The organism is uncultured Arcobacter sp. (assembly GCF_937982575.1).
Classification (GTDB): domain Bacteria; phylum Campylobacterota; class Campylobacteria; order Campylobacterales; family Arcobacteraceae; genus Arcobacter.
Map to the genome: position 1 here is coordinate 26,992 of NZ_CALJLR010000003.1, position 20,835 is coordinate 47,826.

The window sequence follows — 20,835 nt, forward strand, 5'->3', positions numbered from 1 at the left end:
ATAATCCAAAAATTATTAATCACACCTAAGGAAAATCATGAGAGGATACAGACTATTTAGTGGCTCAGCTAACCCAGAGTTTGCAAAGAAAGTTGGAAAGTACTTAAATATTGAGATAAGTCCAGCAAAATTAACAAGATTTAGTGACGGAGAGATTTCTGTAAAAATTACAGAAAGTGTTAGAGGAATGGATGTATTTATTATTCAGCCAACCTGTGCGCCTACAAATGACAACTTAATGGAACTACTAATTATGGTAGATGCATTAAAAAGATCAAGTGCAAAATCTATTTCTGCTGTTATTCCATACTACGGTTATGCTAGACAAGATAGAAAGGCAGCGCCTAGAGTTCCTATTACTGCTAAATTAGTTGCAGATTTATTAGAAGCTGCAGGTATTTCAAGAGTTATTACTATTGATTTACATGCTGCACAAATTCAAGGATTCTTTAATATTCCTGCTGATAACCTTTTTGGTTCAATTATGTTTATTGATTATATTAAATCAAAAAAATTAAAAAATCCAATTATCGCTAGTCCGGATATTGGTGGGGTTACACGTGCTAGATCATATGCTGAAAAGTTAGGATATGACTTAGTTATTGTTGATAAAAGAAGAGAAAAAGCTAATGAATCTGAAGTTATGAACATCATAGGTGATGTAAGTGGGAAAGATGTGATTTTAGTGGATGATATGGTAGATACTGCTGGTACTTTAGTTAAGGCTGCGGAAGTATTAAAAAACAGAGGTGCAACTTCTGTAATGGCATGTTGTACACATGGTGTTTTATCAGGACCTGCATATGAAAGACTTGATGGAGGAGATGCTTTAGATGAATTAGTTATCTCTGATACAATACCTTTAAAAAAAGAGCATGATAAAATTACAGTATTAACAGCTTCAAATATTATTGGGGAAACTATAAGAAGAATCCACAATAATGAATCTGTAAATAGTATCTTCGTAAAATAAAAGGATTTATAATGATGGAAAGAAATGCAATCCTGCTAGCAGGTAAAAAGTTATTAATAACAAGTTTAATTTGCTCGTCAGTTTTATTTGCAGCACAAAGTGAATATAAATATGAAATTACACCAATGATTGGTGGTGCAGTTACAGAAGGAAATTTAGACCTAGATAGAAACTATGCAAATGCAGGTATTTCTTTAGGGATTAACTTAGATGAAGATTCAATGTTTGACCAAATTGAGTTAGGATTTTTACAGACTCTTGGAGATGTTGATTATAAAAATAGCACTTCAAATACTTCTGTAAGTAGATTTTTTACAAACCTTATCAAAGAGTATAAGTTAAATGAAAAATCTTCACTTTATGCATTAGCAGGTCTTGGAGTTGAAATTTACGGAAATGAGCAATTCAGTAATGAAACTGGTCCTTTTGGTAATTATGGTATTGGATATAAATATACACTTGACAATGATATGGCAATCAAAACAGATATAAGACACTTAGTTTCACTTGATAATGGAAATAATAATCTTATTTATACAGTTGGATTATCTATTCCTTTTGGAAAAAATGCAGCTCCTGTGGCTCCTATGATGAAAGAAGAACCAAAAGCAAAACCAGTAGAAGCAAAAGTTTTAGATTCTGATAATGATGGTGTTATTGATTCAATGGATAAATGTCCAAATACAATGAGTGATGCAATTGTAGATGCACAAGGTTGTATAAATATGGTTGATTTAAAAATCTATTTTCCAATCAACTCTTCTATTATAGATGAAAACTATACACATAGAATAAAAGAGTTTGCAGAATTTTTAAATAAAAATCCAAAAATCAAAGCAACAATTGATGGGCATACAGATTATACTGGTACTGAAAAATATAACTTATGGTTATCAAAAAGAAGAGCAGAATCTGCTGCAAAAGCTTTAGAAAAATATGATGTAGCTCCTGATAGATTAAAAACTGTTGGATATGGAGAAACAAAACCAAAAGCAACTAATAAAACTAAAGAGGGAAGAGCTCAAAATAGAAGAATTGAAGCTACGATCTCAAAATAATCTCATATGATTTTAGGCATTTTGCCTAAAATCAACACTTTTTACTCTCTTAACATTATCATTACAATTTTTTAGATATAATCGCGAATATTAATATAAACATAGGATTTATTTTGCAAGCAAATATAAGAAACTTTTCAATTATCGCTCACATTGACCATGGGAAGTCAACTCTAGCTGATAGAATTATACAAGAGTGTGGTTCTGTTGCAGATAGAGATATGTCTGCTCAGATGATGGACACAATGGATATAGAAAAAGAGCGTGGGATTACGATAAAAGCTCAAAGTGTAAGATTAGATTATGTAAAAGATGGACAGCACTATGTTTTAAATCTAATTGACACTCCAGGGCATGTTGACTTCTCTTACGAAGTGAGTCGTTCTTTAGCTTCATCAGAAGGGGCTCTTTTAATTGTAGATTCAACACAAGGTGTAGAAGCTCAAACTATTGCCAATGTATATATTGCAATGGACAATGACCTAGAACTTCTTCCTGTAGTAAATAAAATCGACCTTCCAAGTGCAGATCCAGATAGAGTTTTAGACGAAGTTGAAGAAGCTATTGGTCTTGATTGTACAGAACACAATCTAATTAGTGCAAAAACTGGTCTTGGTGTAAGGGATTTAATAGACTCAATTGTTGATAGGGTTCCTTGTCCAAAAGGTGATGAAGAAGCTCCTACTAAAGCATTAATCTATGATTCATGGTTTGATAACTATCTTGGGGCTTTGGCACTAGTAAGAGTTTATGATGGAAGTATCAAAAAAAATCAAGTGCTTAAAATGATGAATACAAAAGTTGAACATCCAGTTTTAAATTTAATGTATCCACATCCTCTAAAAAGACAAAATACAAATGAAATAAAAACAGGTGAAATTGGTATCGTAGTTCTTGGACTTAAAACCTTAGATGGTATAGCAGTTGGTGATACTATGACTGATGCTAAAAACCCAACAGCCGAAATCATTGATGGGTTTGAACCAGCTAAGCCATTCGTATTTGCAGGGATATATCCAATTGAAACTGATAAATTTGAAGACCTAAGGGAAGCCCTTACAAAACTTCAATTAAATGATTCTTCAATATCTTTTGAACCAGAATCATCTACAGCATTAGGAAGTGGATTTAGAGCAGGTTTTCTTGGTATGCTTCATATGGAAGTTATAAAAGAGAGACTTGAGCGTGAATTTAACCTTGACTTAATAGCAACAGCTCCAACTGTTATTTACGAAGTTGAAAAAACAAATGGTGAAAAAATAGTTATCCAAAACCCATCTGAACTTCCAGAACCTAGTCAAATAAAAACAATATTTGAGCCATACGTAAAAGCTACAATTTTAGTACCCGATGAGTTTTTAGGAAATGTAATAAAACTTCTAAATGACAAAAGAGGTATCCAAAATAAAATGGACTATCTTGGTGCTAGAGTTTTACTTGATTATGATTTACCTATGAATGAAATCGTAATGGATTTTTATGATAAGTTAAAATCTACAACAAAAGGTTATGCATCTTTTGATTATGAACCAATAGGTTTTAGGCCTGGTGTTTTACAAAAACTTGATATAAAAGTTGCAGGGGAAATAGTAGATGCCCTATCAATAATCGTACCAGAAAATAAAGCCCTAAGTAAAGGTAGAGAGTTTATCAAAGCCTTAAAAGAACTAATTCCTAGACAACTTTTTGAAGTAGCAATACAAGCAAGTATTGGAAGTAATATTATCGCAAGAGAGACTGTAAAATCTACAGGTAAAAACGTAACAGCTAAATGTTATGGTGGGGATATTACGAGAAAAAGAAAACTGCTAGAGAAACAAAAAGCAGGGAAGAAAAGAATGAAAGCTATAGGAAAGGTTAATGTTCCACAAGAAGCCTTTATGGCCGTGTTGAAGATTTAATCTTCAGCACATCTTCTGCGTTGGAACTTCAATTTTCAATGCTCATTTACTTTTAGTAAACTCCGCTTTAAAATCTAAGCTCCGCCTTGAATCTATACTAAATATTAAATCTCAACGAAATCATAAATATAATCTTTAGTAAGAATAGTAAATAAAATAATCTATATAAAAGTTATATTATTAGAAAAATTTATTATTTTGTAAAAATTATAGTATAATATTACTACTATATAGGGATTATAATGAAATTACTAATATTATTATTTACTTGTCTCTTTTTTATTTCCTGTGCACCAAGGGAAACTACAATTGAAGATTGTAAAAAACAAAATAAAAATTACAAAATAGAAAATACCTTTAATTTTATAAAAGGTGAAAAAGTAAAAAAAGTAATTTGTATAGATAAAACTAATGATACTTTAAAATAATATATATTATTATTTTAAATGAGATGCCTACTTTGTGAAAAACTATCATTCCAAATTATTTGCAAAGCTTGCCAAACTACCCTACTCGTTCCCTCTTTTCATAAAAGAGAGATAGAAGATGGATTTTATAACTACTCTTTTTACACTCTTTCTGAACTTGAAGATTTAATCTCTTCTAAGTACTATTTTTTTGGTGATAGAGTTTTTAATATACTCTCTCAGTTATCTTTTGAAAAGTTTGCTTTGAATTTTTCTTATGAAGAGCAAGTTTTTGCAGTACCTATTGATGACCATACTCGGCATGAGTTTTCACACTCTGCTATTTTGGCCAGGGCTTTGAAATCTTCATTTATACAACCTTCTTACAACACTTTAAGAGCTACAAATATTGTCAAATATGCTGGTCGTGATAAAGAATTTCGACAGAAAAATCCTCGTCGATTTCAACTTACAGATTTTTATGATAAAACAACAATTTTATGCGATGATATAATTACTACTGGTGCTACAATTAGGGAAGCTAAAAAAGCTTTAGAGAAAAATAATAATCAAGTGTTATTCTCTTTAACCCTAGCTGATGCAAAACTTTAGTATAATTTATTATTAAACTAAGGATAATTCATTATCCTCTTTAGGATTTGCTTCTTTAGATGTGGCTTTGTCACTTCGTTAAAAGAAGTCATAAATGAATTGGGTTCCCTTTAATGGGTGGAACCAATAAAAGGGAAAACGTGATTGGAATTATTGATTATAATATGGGAAATTTGGCAAGCGTTTACAATGCTTGTCATTTAATAGATGCAAAAGCATCAATTATACAAGACCCAAATGAAGTAAAAAACTATGACAGAATTATTTTACCTGGTGTTGGTGCCTTTGCTGATGCAATGAGTCACTTAAACGAAACAGGGATGAAAGAGGCAATTTTAGAGTTTGCCAAAACTGGTAAACCTATGATTGGGATTTGCTTAGGTATGCAACTTCTTTTTGAAAGCTCACAAGAGTTTGGTCATAGTGAGGGATTGGGACTTATAAATGGTGAAGTTGTAAAATTTGATAGAACTAAGATGCATGAAGATTTTAAGATTCCTCATATGGGTTGGAATACAATTATAAATAAATCTGACCCTTTATTTGATGGACTTGAAAATCCTTATCTCTATTTTGTTCACTCTTTCCATGCGGTTACTAGTGAAGAAAATATTATAGGGAAAACAGTTTATGGATATGATTTTGTAAGTGCTGTAAAAAAAGATAATATTTACGGACTGCAACCACATCCTGAAAAATCTCATGACAATGGTATTCAAATTTTAAAGAACTTTATAAAACTATAAAAAAAAAGGATGAGCCATGAAGACTATAGCAATAAGTGGAGCTAGCGGTTTTGTAGGTAGTAGTTTAAATAAATTCTTTACAGAATTAGATTATGAAGTTATTCCTATCAAAAGGGAAACTTTAGATGATAAAACAAAATTAGAGAGTTTACTTAACTCTAGCGATATTTTAATAAACCTTGCAGGTGCAAATATCATAAACAGATGGAGTGAAAGTTATAAAAAACTTCTTTATTCAAGTAGAATTGATACCACACAAAAATTAGTATCTGCCATAAAAAATATTGAAAATCCACCCCAAATGCTAATCTCAACTTCTGCTGTAGGAATATATGATAACAAATCAACTTATGATGAAAAAGGGAACTTCTCAAATGATTTTCTCTCATCACTTTGTCAAGATTGGGAAAAAGAGGCCTTAAAAGCTAAAAGTGAAAAAACAAAAGTCTCTATTTTTAGATTTGGGATTATTTTAGGAGAAGATGGTGGAGCCTTACAAAAAATGATAACACCATTTAAACTAGGCTTGGGTGGAGTAATAGGAAGTGGGAAACAAGCTTTTTCTTTTATTCATATTAAGGATTTACTTGAAGCTTATAAATTTGTAATAGAAAACTCTTATGAAGATACCTTTAATCTAACAGCACCAAAGCCAACTACAAACAAAGGTTTGACTCTTGCTTTAGGAAAAACACTAAAAAGACCTACTATACTTCCACTACCAGAATTTGTTTTAAATATAATTTTTAGTGAAGGTGCAAAAGTTTTAACAGACGGACAAAGCGCAGTTCCTAAAAGATTATTAGATTTAGGTTTTGAATTTAAATATAAAACAATAGAAGAAACAATAGAAAACTTATGTAAATAAAGGATAGCATTTATTATGGATATATTACCAGCGATTGATTTAAAAGATGGAAAAGCAGTAAGACTAAGCAAAGGTTTGATGGATAGTGCAAAAATCTATTCAGATGAGCCTTGGATGGTTGCAAAAAGATTTGAAGAACTAGGAAGTAAATGGCTTCATATCGTTGATTTAAATGGAGCATTTGCAGGAGAACCAGCAAACTTAGAACAAATCAAAAAAATAAGAGAAAACTGTAATCTTAAAATCGAGCTTGGCGGTGGAATTCGTGATGAAGAGACTATTAAAATGTATGTTGAACTTGGCGTTGATAGATTAATTTTAGGTTCAATAGCAGTAAAAGACCCACAATTTGTAAAAGATATGGCAGCAAAATATCCAATTGCAGTAGGAATTGATGCTATGAATGGAATGGTAGCCGTTGAAGGTTGGGCAGAAGTGTCAACTATGGAAGCTACAACTTTGGCTCGTGAGTTTGCAAATGCAGGTGTTCAAGCAATCATATGTACTGATATAAGTAAAGATGGTATGCTTTGTGGTGTAAATGTTGAGTTTACTGAATCAATTGCCCTTGCAAGTGGTATAGATACAATAGCAAGTGGTGGAGTAAAAGATATCTCAGATATAAGTAACTGTAAAGAAAATGGAAATATCGCTGGTGTAATAGTTGGTAAAGCTTTTTATGAAGGTACTATTGATTTAGAAGAGGCTTTTAAAATTTTATAATTTTAAAAGTTCTACTTATTTTTTGTGTTTTCTTAAAATAGGTTCTAATTTTGCTTTTAGAACATCTGCATTAAATGGTTTTACTATGTAATTATTAACTCCACTTTTTAAAGCTTCTACAACTTCTGATTTTCCACCCTCTGTTGTTATCATCAAAATAGGTGTTGTTGTATATTTAGGAAGTCGTCTTACATTTAGAACAAATTGCAATCCATTCATTTTTGGCATATTCCAATCTGTTAAAATAAGGTCATAACTATTTGTTTTAACTTTTCCTAAGGCAAATAACCCATCTTGTGCTTCATGTATAAAATCACTAGAGATACCAAGTTGTGTTAAAACATTGACAATAATTCTTCTCATTGTTGAACTATCATCTACTACCAAAACTCTTAAATTCATCAAATTCCTTTACCTAAAAGTAAATTATATTAATAATATACTTAAAATAACTTCTTAGTATCCACTTAATCATAAATAATTTATTTTGGTGTTTCTAAATTTCAATAAAATTTCATAAAATATCTAATTGTTATATAGGAATCAAATTATATTTATGATAAAATTTTTTAAACTACTTATTAGGTCAAGCTATGGATTCTAACAAAAAAATAACATTAATAATTTTTTCAATGGTTACACTATTAACAATAGTTATTGTTGCTCTTGTTGCACTAGGTTCCAGACAAAGTGGATATGATGGAGCTAAAAAAAGAGCCTATTTAACAGCTGATATAGTTAAGAAATCCTTAACTACTCATATGGTTAATGGAAATATGCATCAAAGAGAAATATTCTTAGATAGTATTAGCGAACTTAAAGAGATAAATGATTTATGGATAATTAGAGCTAAAAGTGTTTCAGAACAGTTTGGTAAATCAACAATTGGAAATGAAATTCCAAGGGATGAGATTGATAAAAAGGTTTTAAGAACAGGAAAAGAAATTGTACTTCCAAATGAGTCTATTAAAAGTGCAACACTAAGAATTACTATTCCCTACACAGCATCAGCAATTGACAAGCCAAACTGTTTAAGCTGTCATAACGCAAAAGAGGGAGAGGTTTTAGGTGCCATTTCTTTAAAGTTTGATATCCAAGATGATAGGATTTCAAGTATTGCTGTTTTACTTAATATTATGGGAATTATTACAATATTTTTAATCCTAATTCTAATTTATATAAGTAGAAAAATAAAACCTTATACTTCTTCTTTTGATTCAATAACAAAAGTATTAAAGCAAGTTCATGAAGGTAACTATTCAGTAAGAGCAAAAGATGGTGTTCTAAAAGAAGATAAAGAAGCTTTCCAATGGTTAAATGAGATTATTGAAAAACTTGAAACAGTATTAACTGGTATTGAGAAAAACTTAACTGCTTTTGTACATAATAGAACATCAAATGTTAATAATGATAAATTATTAACGGCAAAAGAGATAATAGAAGATATCTCTGAAATATATAATTTCAAAAAAACAATTGAAACAGATTTAACAAAAGAAGATATTTATTATAGATTGGTTCAAGTATTAAAAAATAGACTTAAAATTAAAGATTTTTATATTTTTGAAAATAATTTAATCAGAGATGAAAGAACTATGATATTTAGTACAGATGGAACAAAAGCCTGCTGTCATCTAGTAAAAAATATAAAAGAGCAATGCAGAGCAGAGAGAACAAAAACAGTTGTCTTATCTCAAAATTTTCCAGAAATTTGTAGATCTGCTGTATGTGATGAATGTAATGATTATGTTTGTATTCCATTTTCAATAAATGAACAAAAAAGTATTACTATTCATATTTTATGTGAAAATGAAGATGACCTAAACTATACAAAAAATCAAATAGGTATTATTAAAAAATATTTAGAAGAGACAAAACCTATTTTAGAAAGTAGAATGTTAATGGATGTTCTACGAGAGCGAAATCTAATTGATGGTCTTACAGGATTATATAATAGAAAATATTTAGATGATTTTATTGATAAAAAGATGCCTCAAGAGTTAGTTCATGGCACAACTTATGCTGTTATGTTCTTAGATATCGATTACTTTAAAATGGTTAATGATACCTATGGTCATGATGCAGGTGATGCAATATTGCAAAAACTTTCAAAAACAATGAAAGCTGCAATTACTGATAAAGAGTTTATTATTAGATTTGGAGGAGAAGAGTTCTTAATTATAATGAAAAACCCAACAGAAGAGAGTGCAAATGAGTTGGCCACAAAAATCAACCAAGAGTTTGCAAAACTTGTATTTACATTTAATAATGAATCATTTAGTAAAACTGTTAGTATTGGATATGCATTTTTACCAGAAGATACTGATCAAATTTGGAAATGTATCAAATATGCAGATTTATGTTTATATAAAGCAAAAGAGACAGGTAGAAATAAAGTTATTAGATTTACAAAAGATTTACTAGAAGGTAAAGATAAAGATAAATATTAATCTTTATCTTTATTTCTCTTCTAACATAGTGTAATGAAGCTCCAAGCCTTTTGAAGTAGCTACAAAACCATTAACATTGATTTTTCCTTCATGTACTAGCTTATGGTGCTCTTTACACAGTGGGATTAGATTGTATTTGTGGTTTGCATTTACATGACCTATAAAGCCATCTTTATTTGCTCTTGCTTGCTCTTTTATATGATGAACATCATCAACACTTCTTCCACAAATTACACAAGTAGAAACAATAAGGTCTTTATTGTACTTAGAAGACTTTCTTTGAGAAATTCTCTCAATTGGCTCATAATCATCAGTTAATTTTTTTCTAATATCATTTGCCATTTTTAAGAACTCTTTATCCATATGAAGAGATTTCGCATATTCAAGCCCATACATACTACTTCCACTTCCATATTGAAGTTTTCTATTAAAAATAAGTTTATCTTCATCGTCTTCATACATTACTGATAAGTGTAAACAAATTATATTTTTAAGTTTTTCTATCTCAGGAAGTTCTGGCAATTGATGCAAGTGAGTAGCAAACATAAATATTGATTCTAGTTTTGAAAGTTTTAGTATAGCACTTGCCACAATACTAACTCCACTCATGGTTTCTGTACTATGACTTATTTCATCACCAAGAATTAAAGAGTTTTTAGTTGCTCTATTAAATATATTTTTTAATTCTAACATTTCAACAGCAAAAGAAGATAAACCTTTTGCAATATTATCAGCCCCTGAAATTCTAGTAAATACAGCATCAAAAATAGAAAATCTCATAGATTTACAAGGTACATAAAATCCAGCTTGAGCTAAAATAACAGCAATTCCAATTGACTTCATAAGTGAGGATTTACCACTTGAGTTTATTCCATAAAGTAAAACTCCATGCATCTTATTATTGTACATATTTATTGGATTTGAATTTTTGATAATAACATTATTTTTATACTCATCACTTGCAAGGCTAAGCTCACCTAAAATAACATCATTTGGTACATAAATCCCCTGCTCTTCTCCATCTTCAATTATAGGATGTCGCAGGTCAATTAGCTCAATAAAACTCTCATTATCTTTTGTTTTTACTATCTTAGCAGGTGAATAGTTATTCTTTTTTGCAGTTTTAATATTTGATACAGTTAAATCAATCTCAGCAATAAACTGAACCAACTCTTCTAATAAAATTGCAAATTTGTTCTCAAACTCAAGAAGTTTTTCTTTAAAAACAAGTTTATTTAATTCTATAATTTTTCTTAAATTATGTACATATTTATCTGAAATATCTTCTGTAAGTTTACAAGTTATTTTTACAGAGTTTGTTTGAACTTTTATTTTAAAATCTTTAAATAAAAGTAGCTCATCATCAATAATTAGATGTGAATTTAAAAGCTCTTCACGGACAAGATTAAATCTACTTTTTGTAAGTCCTAAATAAAATCCCTCTTTATCAAGTCTTTGAACACTTACAAAGTTTTCATCATTTGATTTTAAAAACCCTAAAATATGAAACTTCAAAATATCAAGTTTATCTTTTAACTTTTGATTTTCATTCATAAGTTCATCTATTTTTGTATTGATTCCTTCACAAATCATATTTGCTTCCACATCTTTTAGCATATATTTACCACTAATAGATAAATCAAAAGTAGAATCAATGGAATCAATAAACATCTGTAACTCAGCAGAAGTGCATGGAGCTGTAAAAAACTTATAATTCTCCATAAAAGTAACTACTTCTTTTATACTCAATAAGGAGTCATATAAATAGTTTAATTCAAAAGGATGAAGTCGCGAAAGTTTTATTCTACGTGTTAATCTTTCTATATCATAAATATTCGCTAGTTCAGACTCTATAGGAGCATGATAATCATATAACTCTTTAGATAAAGCATAACGTCTAAGTAACTCTTTTTCATCTTTAACAGGGTGTGTTAACCTCTCTTTTAAAAGTCTTTTCCCCATAGCTGTTGATGTATTATTTATGATTTTTATTAGACTTGGATTATGAGAGGTTTCTATTATGTTTAATTGCTCTAAAGCATTATTTCCAAGATAAATATATCTACTTATATCTAGTTTTTGAGGAAATGAAAGTTTTTGAATAATCTTTGCATCATGTCCTATTACAAAATCAATGAGTACAGAAAGTGATTCTGTTGCTAGGGGTACTCTTTCCATATCAAGATGTTCAATTGAAGTTAAAAGTGACTCTATATTAAATACATTTTTAAATAGCTCATTTTGATAAACAATTTTTGGTCTAAAGGTGCTTATATGAAAAGTTTTATGGGATAATTCAAGATACTCAATTATCTCCTTTTGGTTTATATCTTTATCACAAAAAGAGACTACAATTTCATTTGTTTTATGCATATTCATGTAGTTAAAACACTCATCTAAAGCAAAGTTTTTATCTTCACTTGTTCCATGAACTTCATTGTAATAACACTTTCCAGTCGTTACATCAATGGCACTATAACCAACAGAAAAAATTCCTTTGTTGCAATCAATTGTAAGTGAGGTAATATTGTTCTCATCTTGGTCAATTACAAAATCAAAGTTTGTACCTGGACTTACAACTGTATCAAGGTATCTGCTAACTTTAGGAGGAAGACCTTTTTGTCTTATTATTACTACTGTATATTTTTGTTCCCCAATTATTCTTGCAAGATGTTTTTCTAGTGAAATAGCAGGAACACCTGCCATAATAGGATTCTCTTTTGAGTTTTCTAATATAGCTTTATTTTTACGTGTTAGTTGGATATTAAGTAGCTCAGCAATCTCTTTTGCTTTACCTATTTGCTCTTCTTCATTATTTACTTCGTAAACTTCAAAAAATGTTCCTATCTCCATAAGTACAACAGTATTTACACCGTACTTTTTTTCAAAGATTTTTTGAAGTTTAAAATATGTTACAGTTAAAAGCTCACCTTTATTTTGTAAAAGCTCATTTACTTCTGCATTTACCACTATCTTCTAACTCCTGTCCATGTTCTTATTAACTCTCTTTGTTCTTTTGAAAGTTCAGCTTTTTTATGCATTGATACATAGCTTGCAAGTGGCATAGCAGCATAAACTGTTCTATAAATCTCTTTTAATTTTTTAGTTTTTTCATCTTTACTATATGATTCCCAACTAGTAAAATCTAAAGATTTTCGTCCATCATCAACATGTGATTTAAGCATCCAAGAAGCTGGAGCAATTGAGCTATACCATGGCCAAATAGTCTGGTTAGAGTGGCAATCATAACAAGCATTTTTAAATATTCCCATAACCTCTGTTGGAGCTTGTATCTCTAAAGACTTATCAACAATTGGATTTGTTTTATCTATTTGAATTGCTTGCATCAAAAGTAAAATTATAAAAAACACTAAAATTGTAATCTTCATTTATTCTCCATAAAACATCTCATAAGGTCTTTTTATTGCATTTAAAAAAGCACTTATACTTATATTTCTTCCTTCCCTTAAAAACTCTTTGCCATCAAGAAAAAACAAGATCGTGGGAGCTTGAAAAACTCCAAAATGAGAACTTATCTCTAAGTTCTCATCACTTTTTATTTCATACAAATCTATTTTTGTAAAATTATTTAATATATCTTTTTTTATCTTTGGTTTTAGTACAGAACATACTGAACAATTTTTAGATGAAAAGTAGAGAATCAAAGCCTCTTTAGAAGCAATTTTCTCTTTTATCTCTTCTAAACTATTTATTATCTTCAGTTTTTACTTCCTCTTTCACATCTTGTTCTTCATTTTCATTATCATCATCTTTATGATCTTTTCTATTCTCAAAAATATCATGTCTACTTAGACTAATACCTTTCATATGTGTTAGAGGAAAGGCAAAGGCGATACCTTTTCCTTCTGTTGTAATATGAAGTGAATGAATTATTGATTTTATAACTGGGTTTACCAAAGCTTTTGGTAATAAAAATAGAAGTAAAGAATCATTTGCTTCAAAAGATGTTCGATAGAAGTTGTGCATTTTTCCAAGACCCATACCATCTGCTCTTAATACAGTAACACCATTTGCTCCTGCTTTACTAGCTGCTTGAATTGCATCTATTTTTTTATCTTTTGGCACTATTATTGCAACAGCATAAAAATCCATAGGTAAAGAGTGTCTTCTATTACTTCCATCAATATTTACAGTTGCTAAATCCATATTTTCAGCATCTACTAAATTATCCCGTAAGATATTTTCAGCTTCAATTTGTGTATCAGATTTAACCCCAAGTTTTTCAGTTAACACACCATAAAGCATAACTGTAATCATTGGAAACAATGATGCAAAAGCAATAAGTCCAAAACCATCAATAAGTGGACTTCTTCCTGGTATATTTGTAGCTAAACCAATACCAAGTGCTGCTACTAGTGGAACTGTAACGGTTGAAGTTGTAACCCCACCACTATCATAAGCAATAGGAATAATATATTTTGGTGCTATAAATGTAAGAACTATAACTAATAAATATCCAACAATAATATAATAATGAATATGTCCACCATCAATTATTCTAAATGCTCCAAGGGCAATACCAATGGCAACTCCAAGGGCAACAAAAAGCCTTAAGGCAAAGTCATTAATCTTACCATCACTAATCTCTTTTGCTTTTTTAGCAATGGCCATAAGTGCTGGTTCTGCCATGGTAGTAGAAAACCCAATAGCAAAAGCAAAGGCATATATTACAAATACAGAATTACCTTTTGTTAACTGATAAGCCATTGTTTCACCAAGACTAAACAGCCCTAATTCAAGTCCTAAGATAAAAGCATATAAACCAATAATTACAAGTCCAAAACCTAAAAATACTGTTTTGATATTTTGAATACTCTTTTTTAATACTCCATATTGGAAAAACAATATAATAAGTAAGATTGGCGTTACATCTTTTATAACTGCAATTATTCCACTAATTATAGAACTTACAGTTATGTCAGTTGGAGAAGAAATAACTGGTTTAATAATAACTTCAGCAACATCTTTTGCATCAACTAAATTATATACTGCTATTCCATAAATTTGTACAAAAATCATAGGAGTCAAAGAAGCAAAAGCTATAAGTCCAAATCCATCAACAACTGGATTTCGCCCTTTTATATTTGAAGCTAATCCAATACCTAAAGCTGCAACAAGCGGCACAGTCACAGTAGAGGTAGTTACACCTCCTAAGTCATATGCAAGTCCAATAATCTCTTTTGGTGCAAAAAAAGTAACACTTACAACCATAAGATAACCAGCTATAATATAATAGTGAATAGGATGACCTTTAATTATCCTAAAGACACCAAGTAAAATAGCAAATCCAACGGAACCAGCCACAACATATCTTAAAATTGAGGCATCAATTCTACCACTAGATATTGATGCTGCCTTGTCTGCAATTACTGCAAGTGCAGGTTCTGCTACTGTTGTACCAAAACCAATTAGAAATCCAAATATTAAAATCCATAAAGTCCAACCAGATTTTGCGAAATCTCTAGCTAAACCTTCCCCCACTGGAAATATACCTATTTCTAAACCTTGCAAGAAGATTGCCAAACCAACCCCAACAATAATCAGACCAATACTTGTCGAAATCCAACCATCTGGAACAGTTTGTATTATTGCTAATTGAAAAAATAAAATTACTAAAACAATTGGAAGAAGATCTCTAAAAGAATCTTTTAGTAATTTTAAGAAAAAGTTAAATTGCATCATAATTTAAAGCACACCTTTTATTAAATTTATATATATTAGCGAAAAAAGATATAAGAAGAGTTTTAAGAAGAAGAAAATTTAAATAATCAATATAAGAGAATAAATCTCTTATATTAAACTTGGTGTTCGCTTTTTTTAGCTAATCTCTCTTTTTGAGAAAGATAAGAGTTAAGTGCCCCTAAATAAGCTTTTGCAGTTGCAAGCATAGTATCAATACTTAGTCCATGCCCTACAAAAGATGGTGAAGATTTATCAAATACTACTCTTGTAGTAACTTTTGCTAAGGCATCTTTACCTTCAGTTACTGAAGTTACATTATAACTTTGTAATTCTCCATTATAACCTGTAAGTCTATCTATTGTTTTGAAAATTGCATCCATTGTTCCATTACCAATATTTGCTTCTATCATAACTTCATCTTTATGTTTGATAGAAACAGAAGCCATTGGAGTTCCAGCAGAACAGTCAGAGATTTGTAATCCTACTAATTCATATGTTTTGTCATGATTTAATGCTTCATCAGTGATTAACATTCTAATATCATCATCAGTAACATCTTTTTTCTTATCAGCTAAAATTTTAAATCTATCAAATGCTGTATTTAACTCAGCATCAGGAATTTTATCAAATCCTAAATGTTCAATTTTATCTCTAAATGCAGCACGACCAGAGTGTTTACCTAAGATTAAAGTTGAATCTTTATAAACTCCTACATCTTCAGGTTTCATGATTTCATATGTCTCTTGATGTTTTAACACACCATCTTGATGAATTCCACTTTCATGTGAAAATGCATTTTTACCCACAATAGCTTTATTTTGTTGTGGTTCAACACCTGTAATTGTTGCTACTAATCTAGAAGTTGCATATATCTCTTTTGTGTTGATTCCTGTATATAAATCACCAAAAGCATCTTTTCTAGTCTTAATAGCCATTACTGCCTCTTCTAAGGCTGAATTCCCTGCTCTCTCACCTAAACCATTGATTGTAACTTCTATTTGTCTAGCACCATTCATAACAGCTGCTAAAGTATTTGCAGTCGATAATCCTAAGTCATTGTGATTGTGTACAGATATAATTGCTCTATCTCCTGCAAAATCACTTAACTCTTTTACCATTGCACCTAACTCTGTTGGTAATCTATATCCAACTGTATCAGGTAAGTTGATTGTGCTAGCTCCCGCACCAATAACTGCGTCCATAACCTCTTTCATAAAAGAGATATCACTTCTTCCAGCATCTTCTAATGAAAACTCAACATCATCAACAAATGTTCTTGCATACTCAACTGCATGAATTGCTCTTTTGATAACTTCATCTTCACTCATTTTTAATTTATATTTCATGTGTATTGGTGAAGTTGCAATAAAAGTGTGAATTCTATGCTTTGCAGCCTTTTGTACTGCTAAACCTGATTGTTTAATATCATTATCAATCGCTCTACTTAAAGAACAAATACTTGAGTTCTTAACAACCTCTGCTATTCTTGAAACAGCATCAAAATCCCCTGGACTTGCCGCTGCAAAACCAGCTTCAATAACGTCAACTCCTAATTTTTCTAATTGTAAAGCGACTTTGATTTTTTCATCTGTATTCATAGAACATCCAGGACTTTGTTCACCATCTCTTAATGTAGTATCAAATACTATAATTCTATTTTTATCCATTGTATAACCTTTGTAAATTGGGCATATTATATCTTTTTTTAAATAAAAGAAAAACTTGTACGAGAATTAAATTATATATGTAAAATAATATATGTTAGAGGAAGTTTTTGAGTAGAAGTAGAGAGTTTACACTTTTTATGAAATTATTTTTGTAAAAATCGAATTTTTTCATTACACTCTCCTGTTAATTTTGGTGACAAATTATATTTTATTTAATAAAATTTGTCAAGTGAAGTTTATAAAACTTCACCAACTTTTATTTTTTTGCCTAGTTTTATATTTAATTTATACGATGTTGGAATATATATTTTCACAATACCATTTATAAATATTCCTACTTTTTGGTATTGTATTACCTCTTTATTTTCTAAAAAAGCATGAGATATATTAAACCTTCCAGAGATAAGTTCAACTTTTATATCATCAAAAGTTAATACTCTTTTTTCATTTAATTGTTTTGCTTTAAAGCTATTAGTACATAAATTTAAACCATTTTGATGCATAACTTCTTTAAAAATTGAATCTTTTGGAGCAATTAAAATGTGTGATGAAGACAATAAGCAAACATCAATATAGATAACATTTTGTGAATCTATTTTATCAATAGCTATAATCTCTCCACTTATAGGCGAAACTAAAGCATCAACTTTTGCTTTTACTTTCATATTATCTCTATAAATATATAGTAAAAATATACTTATAAATAGAGCAATTATTGCTAAAGTATCACAAATGAAAAGGTATGAAAACACAAAAATAGCAAAAGAGATATAAATATATGATGTCCCCTCTTTTGCTACAAATTTATTAATCATCTTTTTTGTCTTCTTTATCTTCTTTATTTTTAGACTCTTCTTCATTATCTAAAGGCTCATCATCTTTTTTATCATCAGAAGTAGTTGTACTATCAATATCTAATTCTATGTTATTTTCTATTTTTCCTGAATGTAAATCTTCATCTTCAAAAACAACTCCACCATTTGCTTTGATAACTTCTCTTACTCTTTCACCTGAAATAACTTCCACTTCAAGTAATTCTTTAGTCATCTCTTCTATGGCATCACTATTGTCTCTTAAGGCTTGAAGAACCACTTCATATCTCTCATTTAACATAGATTTAATATGAGTATCAAGATCTTTTGCCATATTATCAGAGAAATCTTTTTGTGTTTGTCCACCTAAGAATTGATTTGATCTTTTTTCTAAAACCATTAATCCAGCAATATCACTCATACCATAAATTGAAGCCATAGATTTAACTATATCAGTTGCTCTTTCTAAATCGTTTCCAGCACCTGTACTAATCTCTTTTATAAATACTTCTTCTGCAGCACGTCCACCTAATAGCACATCTACTTCAGCTATAAGTTCATGCTTTTGCATTAAGTATTTATTCTCTTCTGGATTATTTAAAGTATATCCTAAAGCTGCAAGTCCACGAGGTACAATAGATACTTTATTTACTTTTTTAGCACCTTTAGTAATCTCTGCAATTAAGGCATGCCCAGATTCATGGTAAGCTACAATTTTTCTCTCTTTTGGAGAAATTCTTCTTGATTTTTTCTCTAATCCAGCAATTTGTCTCTCTACTGCTTCTTTAAAATCACTATATGTTACTTCTTCTTTTTTAGCACGTCCTGCTAATAGTGCTGCTTCATTAATAATGTTTGCTAAATCTGCCCCTGCTAAACCAGCTGTCATACGAGCTACTTCAACTAAGTCAACATCAGTTCCTACTTTTACACCTTTAATGTGTACATTTAAAATCTCTTTTCTACCTTCAAAATCAGGTTTGTCAACTAAAACTTGTCTATCAAATCTTCCTGGTCTTAATAATGCAGGATCTAAAACTTCTGGTCTATTTGTTGCAGCTAGTACAATAACAGGAGCTGATTCAGTTGCAAAACCATCCATTTCTGCTAAAAGTTGATTTAGAGTTTGTTCTCTCTCATCATTTCCACCCATTGGGCCACCTGATGCTCTAGATTTACCAATAGCATCAATTTCGTCTATAAAAATAATTGCAGGTGCAACTTTTTTTGCTTGTTCAAATAGATCTCTTACTCTTGAAGCCCCTACCCCAACAAACATCTCTATAAAAGCAGAACCTGAAACTGATAAGAACTCAACATCAGCTTCACCAGCAACTGCTTTTGCAAGTAGAGTTTTACCAGTACCTGGAGGTCCTACTAGTAAAACACCTTTTGGTATTTGTGCACCAAGTTTTACATATCTATCTGGGTCTTTTAGGAAATCAACAACTTCTTGAACTTCTTCTTTAGCCTCTTTATTTCCTGCCATATCTTCAAATTTTACATTTGGTTTTTCTGAGTTTATCATTTTTTTAGAAGATCCAATTCCTAGGATTCCTCCACTTCCACCACCCATTGATTTTGACATTCTTTTTGCTAGGAACATCCAAATAGCAAAGAATATAAATATTGGTAAAATCCAACCAAATAGAATATCAGCTAAAACATTCTCTTCATTAACTCCACCATAAGCTATTCCATTTTTTTCTAATGTAGGAATTAAAGTCTCATCAGGAACAACTCTTCTTGCTGTATATGTAGTAATATCTGTCCCATTTGATTTTGATACGGCTTTAACGTTTGTATTACCAATACCAACATACTCAACTTTTCCACTAGTAATTAATTTCTTCAAATCTGAATATGCAATATTTTTATGCTTAGTTTGTCCGTAAGCTTGAATATTTTGATTTGTAACATTTCCTTGGTTTTCAGGGAAAAGTGCTTTAAAAGCCATTATTGTAACAAGTGAAAATAAAACAAATACTAATAATGGATTATTATTAAAAAAATTATTGTTGTTATTGTTATTATTATTGTTGTTTTTATCTTGTTTATTTTTGTTTCTATTTCTCAATCTAAACTCCTTTTTTTAATACCAAGGTAACCCAGTCATTTTTTTGAATTACCTCAATTTTTTCTAAATCTTCAAATTTTTTCAAAACTCTATTTAAATGCTTATCTAATATACCTGATAATACCAATGTAGCACCATCTTTTAAGCATTTTTTTAACTCTTTTGCAATCATTACTAAAACATCTGCAACAATATTCGCAATTACAAAATCATACTCTTTGTTGGACTTTGAAGCACTTCCAACCCAAGCGTTATTATACTTAGTATTATTTAATACAAAGTTTGATTTTGAACTATCTATGCAAACTTCATCAGTATCACAAATATCAACTTTAGCCCCTAATTTAGCTGCTGCAATTGATAAAATTCCACTTCCACAACCAACATCAACTACTTCATCTTCACTTTTAATATATTTTGAAATAGCTTCTAAACAGCTATTTGTTGTTTCATGGTGACCTGAACCAAAAGATAGTGCTGGATTTATAATGATATCAATTTTACCATCTTTTTCTTCAACCCATGATGGTCTTACAAAAAATTTTCCAACTTCAATTGCTTTTACAGATTCTTGATACTTTTTTATCCAATCTTCATTTCTTTTTTTTACTAAAGTTGTTTCACACTTTATTCCTAAAGCTTTTGCGAATTCTAAAATACCAAACTCTACATCTTCAAGGTTTTCTTCACTTCTTGAGATAAGTCTATTTTCCTCAATTTCAACTGCACCTTGAGTTAGTTGCTCCAATAATTCTAAGAACAAATCTTGTGAACTTTTTGTATTTATAGTTAATTCGTAATAATATTCTTCCAAATTTTGTCCTTATAAATTCTATTT

At 30.1% G+C, this 20,835-nt stretch carries 18 protein-coding genes; 9 read left to right on the forward strand and 9 right to left on the reverse strand.

What is annotated here, in order from left to right; all coding sequences use genetic code 11:
* The first annotated feature begins 37 nt into the window (after positions 1-37).
* The 8 genes from Q0617_RS00885 to hisA all read left to right on the forward strand — a co-directional run bounded on the left by Q0617_RS00885 (position 38) and on the right by hisA (position 7,288).
* The gene (locus tag Q0617_RS00885; protein ID WP_298749482.1) at positions 38-973 is read left to right on the forward strand and encodes a ribose-phosphate pyrophosphokinase; all 936 of its coding nucleotides are present in this window, start codon (positions 38-40) and stop codon (positions 971-973) included.
* An 11-nt stretch (positions 974-984) separates the two neighbouring features.
* Complete coding sequence (locus tag Q0617_RS00890; protein ID WP_298749484.1) at positions 985-2,031, forward strand: OmpA family protein; 1,047 nt, start codon at positions 985-987, stop codon at positions 2,029-2,031.
* Positions 2,032-2,144: 113 nt separating this feature from the next.
* On the forward strand, positions 2,145-3,932 hold the full coding sequence (gene lepA, locus Q0617_RS00895; RefSeq protein WP_298749485.1) for a translation elongation factor 4: 1,788 nt from the start codon (positions 2,145-2,147) through the stop codon (positions 3,930-3,932).
* 242 nt (positions 3,933-4,174) lie between these two features.
* Positions 4,175-4,360: a hypothetical protein gene (locus tag Q0617_RS00900; RefSeq protein ID WP_298749487.1), complete on the forward strand. Its 186-nt coding sequence runs from the start codon at positions 4,175-4,177 to the stop codon at positions 4,358-4,360.
* A gap of 18 nt (positions 4,361-4,378) precedes the next feature.
* Entirely contained in the window at positions 4,379-4,951 is a 573-nt protein-coding gene (locus Q0617_RS00905; RefSeq protein WP_298749488.1) for a ComF family protein, read from the forward strand.
* Positions 4,952-5,091: 140 nt separating this feature from the next.
* A complete protein-coding gene (hisH, locus tag Q0617_RS00910; protein WP_298749490.1) occupies positions 5,092-5,697 on the forward strand; it encodes an imidazole glycerol phosphate synthase subunit HisH in 606 nt (201 codons plus the stop codon).
* 16 nt (positions 5,698-5,713) lie between these two features.
* Positions 5,714-6,565 carry a TIGR01777 family oxidoreductase gene (locus tag Q0617_RS00915; RefSeq protein ID WP_298749492.1) on the forward strand — a complete coding sequence of 284 codons (852 nt, stop codon included), beginning with the start codon at positions 5,714-5,716 and terminating at the stop codon, positions 6,563-6,565.
* 15 nt (positions 6,566-6,580) lie between these two features.
* Positions 6,581-7,288 carry a 1-(5-phosphoribosyl)-5-[(5-phosphoribosylamino)methylideneamino]imidazole-4-carboxamide isomerase gene (hisA, locus tag Q0617_RS00920; RefSeq protein WP_298749494.1) on the forward strand — a complete coding sequence of 236 codons (708 nt, stop codon included), beginning with the start codon at positions 6,581-6,583 and terminating at the stop codon, positions 7,286-7,288.
* 15 nt (positions 7,289-7,303) lie between these two features.
* Here the strand turns inward: hisA and Q0617_RS00925 are convergent, their stop codons facing one another.
* On the reverse strand, positions 7,304-7,690 hold the full coding sequence (locus Q0617_RS00925) for a response regulator (RefSeq protein WP_298749496.1): 387 nt from the start codon (positions 7,688-7,690) through the stop codon (positions 7,304-7,306).
* Positions 7,691-7,881: 191 nt separating this feature from the next.
* On the opposite strand from Q0617_RS00925, the gene Q0617_RS00930 reads away from it, so the two are divergent.
* On the forward strand, positions 7,882-9,738 hold the full coding sequence (locus tag Q0617_RS00930; RefSeq protein ID WP_298749498.1) for a GGDEF domain-containing protein: 1,857 nt from the start codon (positions 7,882-7,884) through the stop codon (positions 9,736-9,738).
* Between the two features lie 9 nt (positions 9,739-9,747).
* Here Q0617_RS00930 and Q0617_RS00935 read toward each other — a convergent pair whose 3' ends face one another.
* The 8 genes from Q0617_RS00935 to Q0617_RS00970 form a co-directional block, all read right to left on the reverse strand.
* Positions 9,748-12,708: an HNH endonuclease gene (locus tag Q0617_RS00935; protein WP_298749499.1), complete on the reverse strand. Its 2,961-nt coding sequence runs from the start codon at positions 12,706-12,708 to the stop codon at positions 9,748-9,750.
* Positions 12,708-13,127 carry a heme-binding domain-containing protein gene (locus Q0617_RS00940; protein ID WP_298749501.1) on the reverse strand — a complete coding sequence of 140 codons (420 nt, stop codon included), beginning with the start codon at positions 13,125-13,127 and terminating at the stop codon, positions 12,708-12,710. Before Q0617_RS00940 ends, Q0617_RS00935 begins: the two co-directional genes overlap by 1 nt.
* Complete coding sequence (locus tag Q0617_RS00945) at positions 13,128-13,460, reverse strand: thioredoxin family protein (protein WP_298749936.1); 333 nt, start codon at positions 13,458-13,460, stop codon at positions 13,128-13,130.
* A complete protein-coding gene (locus Q0617_RS00950) occupies positions 13,444-15,441 on the reverse strand; it encodes a DUF1538 domain-containing protein (protein ID WP_298749504.1) in 1,998 nt (665 codons plus the stop codon). The genes Q0617_RS00945 and Q0617_RS00950 overlap by 17 nt, the downstream gene beginning before the upstream one ends.
* 113 nt (positions 15,442-15,554) lie before the next feature.
* Entirely contained in the window at positions 15,555-17,108 is a 1,554-nt protein-coding gene (locus Q0617_RS00955) for a 2-isopropylmalate synthase (protein WP_298749506.1), read from the reverse strand.
* Between the two features lie 236 nt (positions 17,109-17,344).
* On the reverse strand, positions 17,345-17,923 hold the full coding sequence (locus Q0617_RS00960) for a hypothetical protein (protein ID WP_298749507.1): 579 nt from the start codon (positions 17,921-17,923) through the stop codon (positions 17,345-17,347).
* A complete protein-coding gene (ftsH, locus tag Q0617_RS00965) occupies positions 17,916-19,997 on the reverse strand; it encodes an ATP-dependent zinc metalloprotease FtsH (protein ID WP_298749509.1) in 2,082 nt (693 codons plus the stop codon). The genes Q0617_RS00960 and ftsH overlap by 8 nt, the downstream gene beginning before the upstream one ends.
* Before the next feature lies 1 nt (position 19,998).
* Positions 19,999-20,811 (reverse strand): 50S ribosomal protein L11 methyltransferase, encoded by an 813-nt coding sequence (locus tag Q0617_RS00970; RefSeq protein WP_298749511.1) that lies wholly within the window; start codon positions 20,809-20,811, stop codon positions 19,999-20,001.
* Between the last annotated feature and the right edge of the window lie 24 nt (positions 20,812-20,835).

What these genes read in the sequence shown, in the direction of transcription:
- Q0617_RS00885 (WP_298749482.1), top strand. Translation starts at nt 38, where the DNA reads ATGAGAGGATACAGACTATTTAGTGGCTCAGCTAACCCAGAGTTTGCA.
- Q0617_RS00930 (WP_298749498.1), top strand. Translation starts at nt 7,882, where the DNA reads ATGGATTCTAACAAAAAAATAACATTAATAATTTTTTCAATGGTTACA.
- Q0617_RS00960 (WP_298749507.1), bottom strand. Translation starts at nt 17,923, where the DNA reads ATGATTAATAAATTTGTAGCAAAAGAGGGGACATCATATATTTATATC.
- Q0617_RS00950 (WP_298749504.1), bottom strand. Translation starts at nt 15,441, where the DNA reads ATGATGCAATTTAACTTTTTCTTAAAATTACTAAAAGATTCTTTTAGA.
- hisA (WP_298749494.1), top strand. Translation starts at nt 6,581, where the DNA reads ATGGATATATTACCAGCGATTGATTTAAAAGATGGAAAAGCAGTAAGA.
- Q0617_RS00925 (WP_298749496.1), bottom strand. Translation starts at nt 7,690, where the DNA reads ATGAATTTAAGAGTTTTGGTAGTAGATGATAGTTCAACAATGAGAAGA.
- Q0617_RS00915 (WP_298749492.1), top strand. Translation starts at nt 5,714, where the DNA reads ATGAAGACTATAGCAATAAGTGGAGCTAGCGGTTTTGTAGGTAGTAGT.
- Q0617_RS00890 (WP_298749484.1), top strand. Translation starts at nt 985, where the DNA reads ATGATGGAAAGAAATGCAATCCTGCTAGCAGGTAAAAAGTTATTAATA.
- Q0617_RS00955 (WP_298749506.1), bottom strand. Translation starts at nt 17,108, where the DNA reads ATGGATAAAAATAGAATTATAGTATTTGATACTACATTAAGAGATGGT.
- Q0617_RS00940 (WP_298749501.1), bottom strand. Translation starts at nt 13,127, where the DNA reads ATGAAGATTACAATTTTAGTGTTTTTTATAATTTTACTTTTGATGCAA.
- Q0617_RS00905 (WP_298749488.1), top strand. Translation starts at nt 4,379, where the DNA reads ATGAGATGCCTACTTTGTGAAAAACTATCATTCCAAATTATTTGCAAA.
- Q0617_RS00900 (WP_298749487.1), top strand. Translation starts at nt 4,175, where the DNA reads ATGAAATTACTAATATTATTATTTACTTGTCTCTTTTTTATTTCCTGT.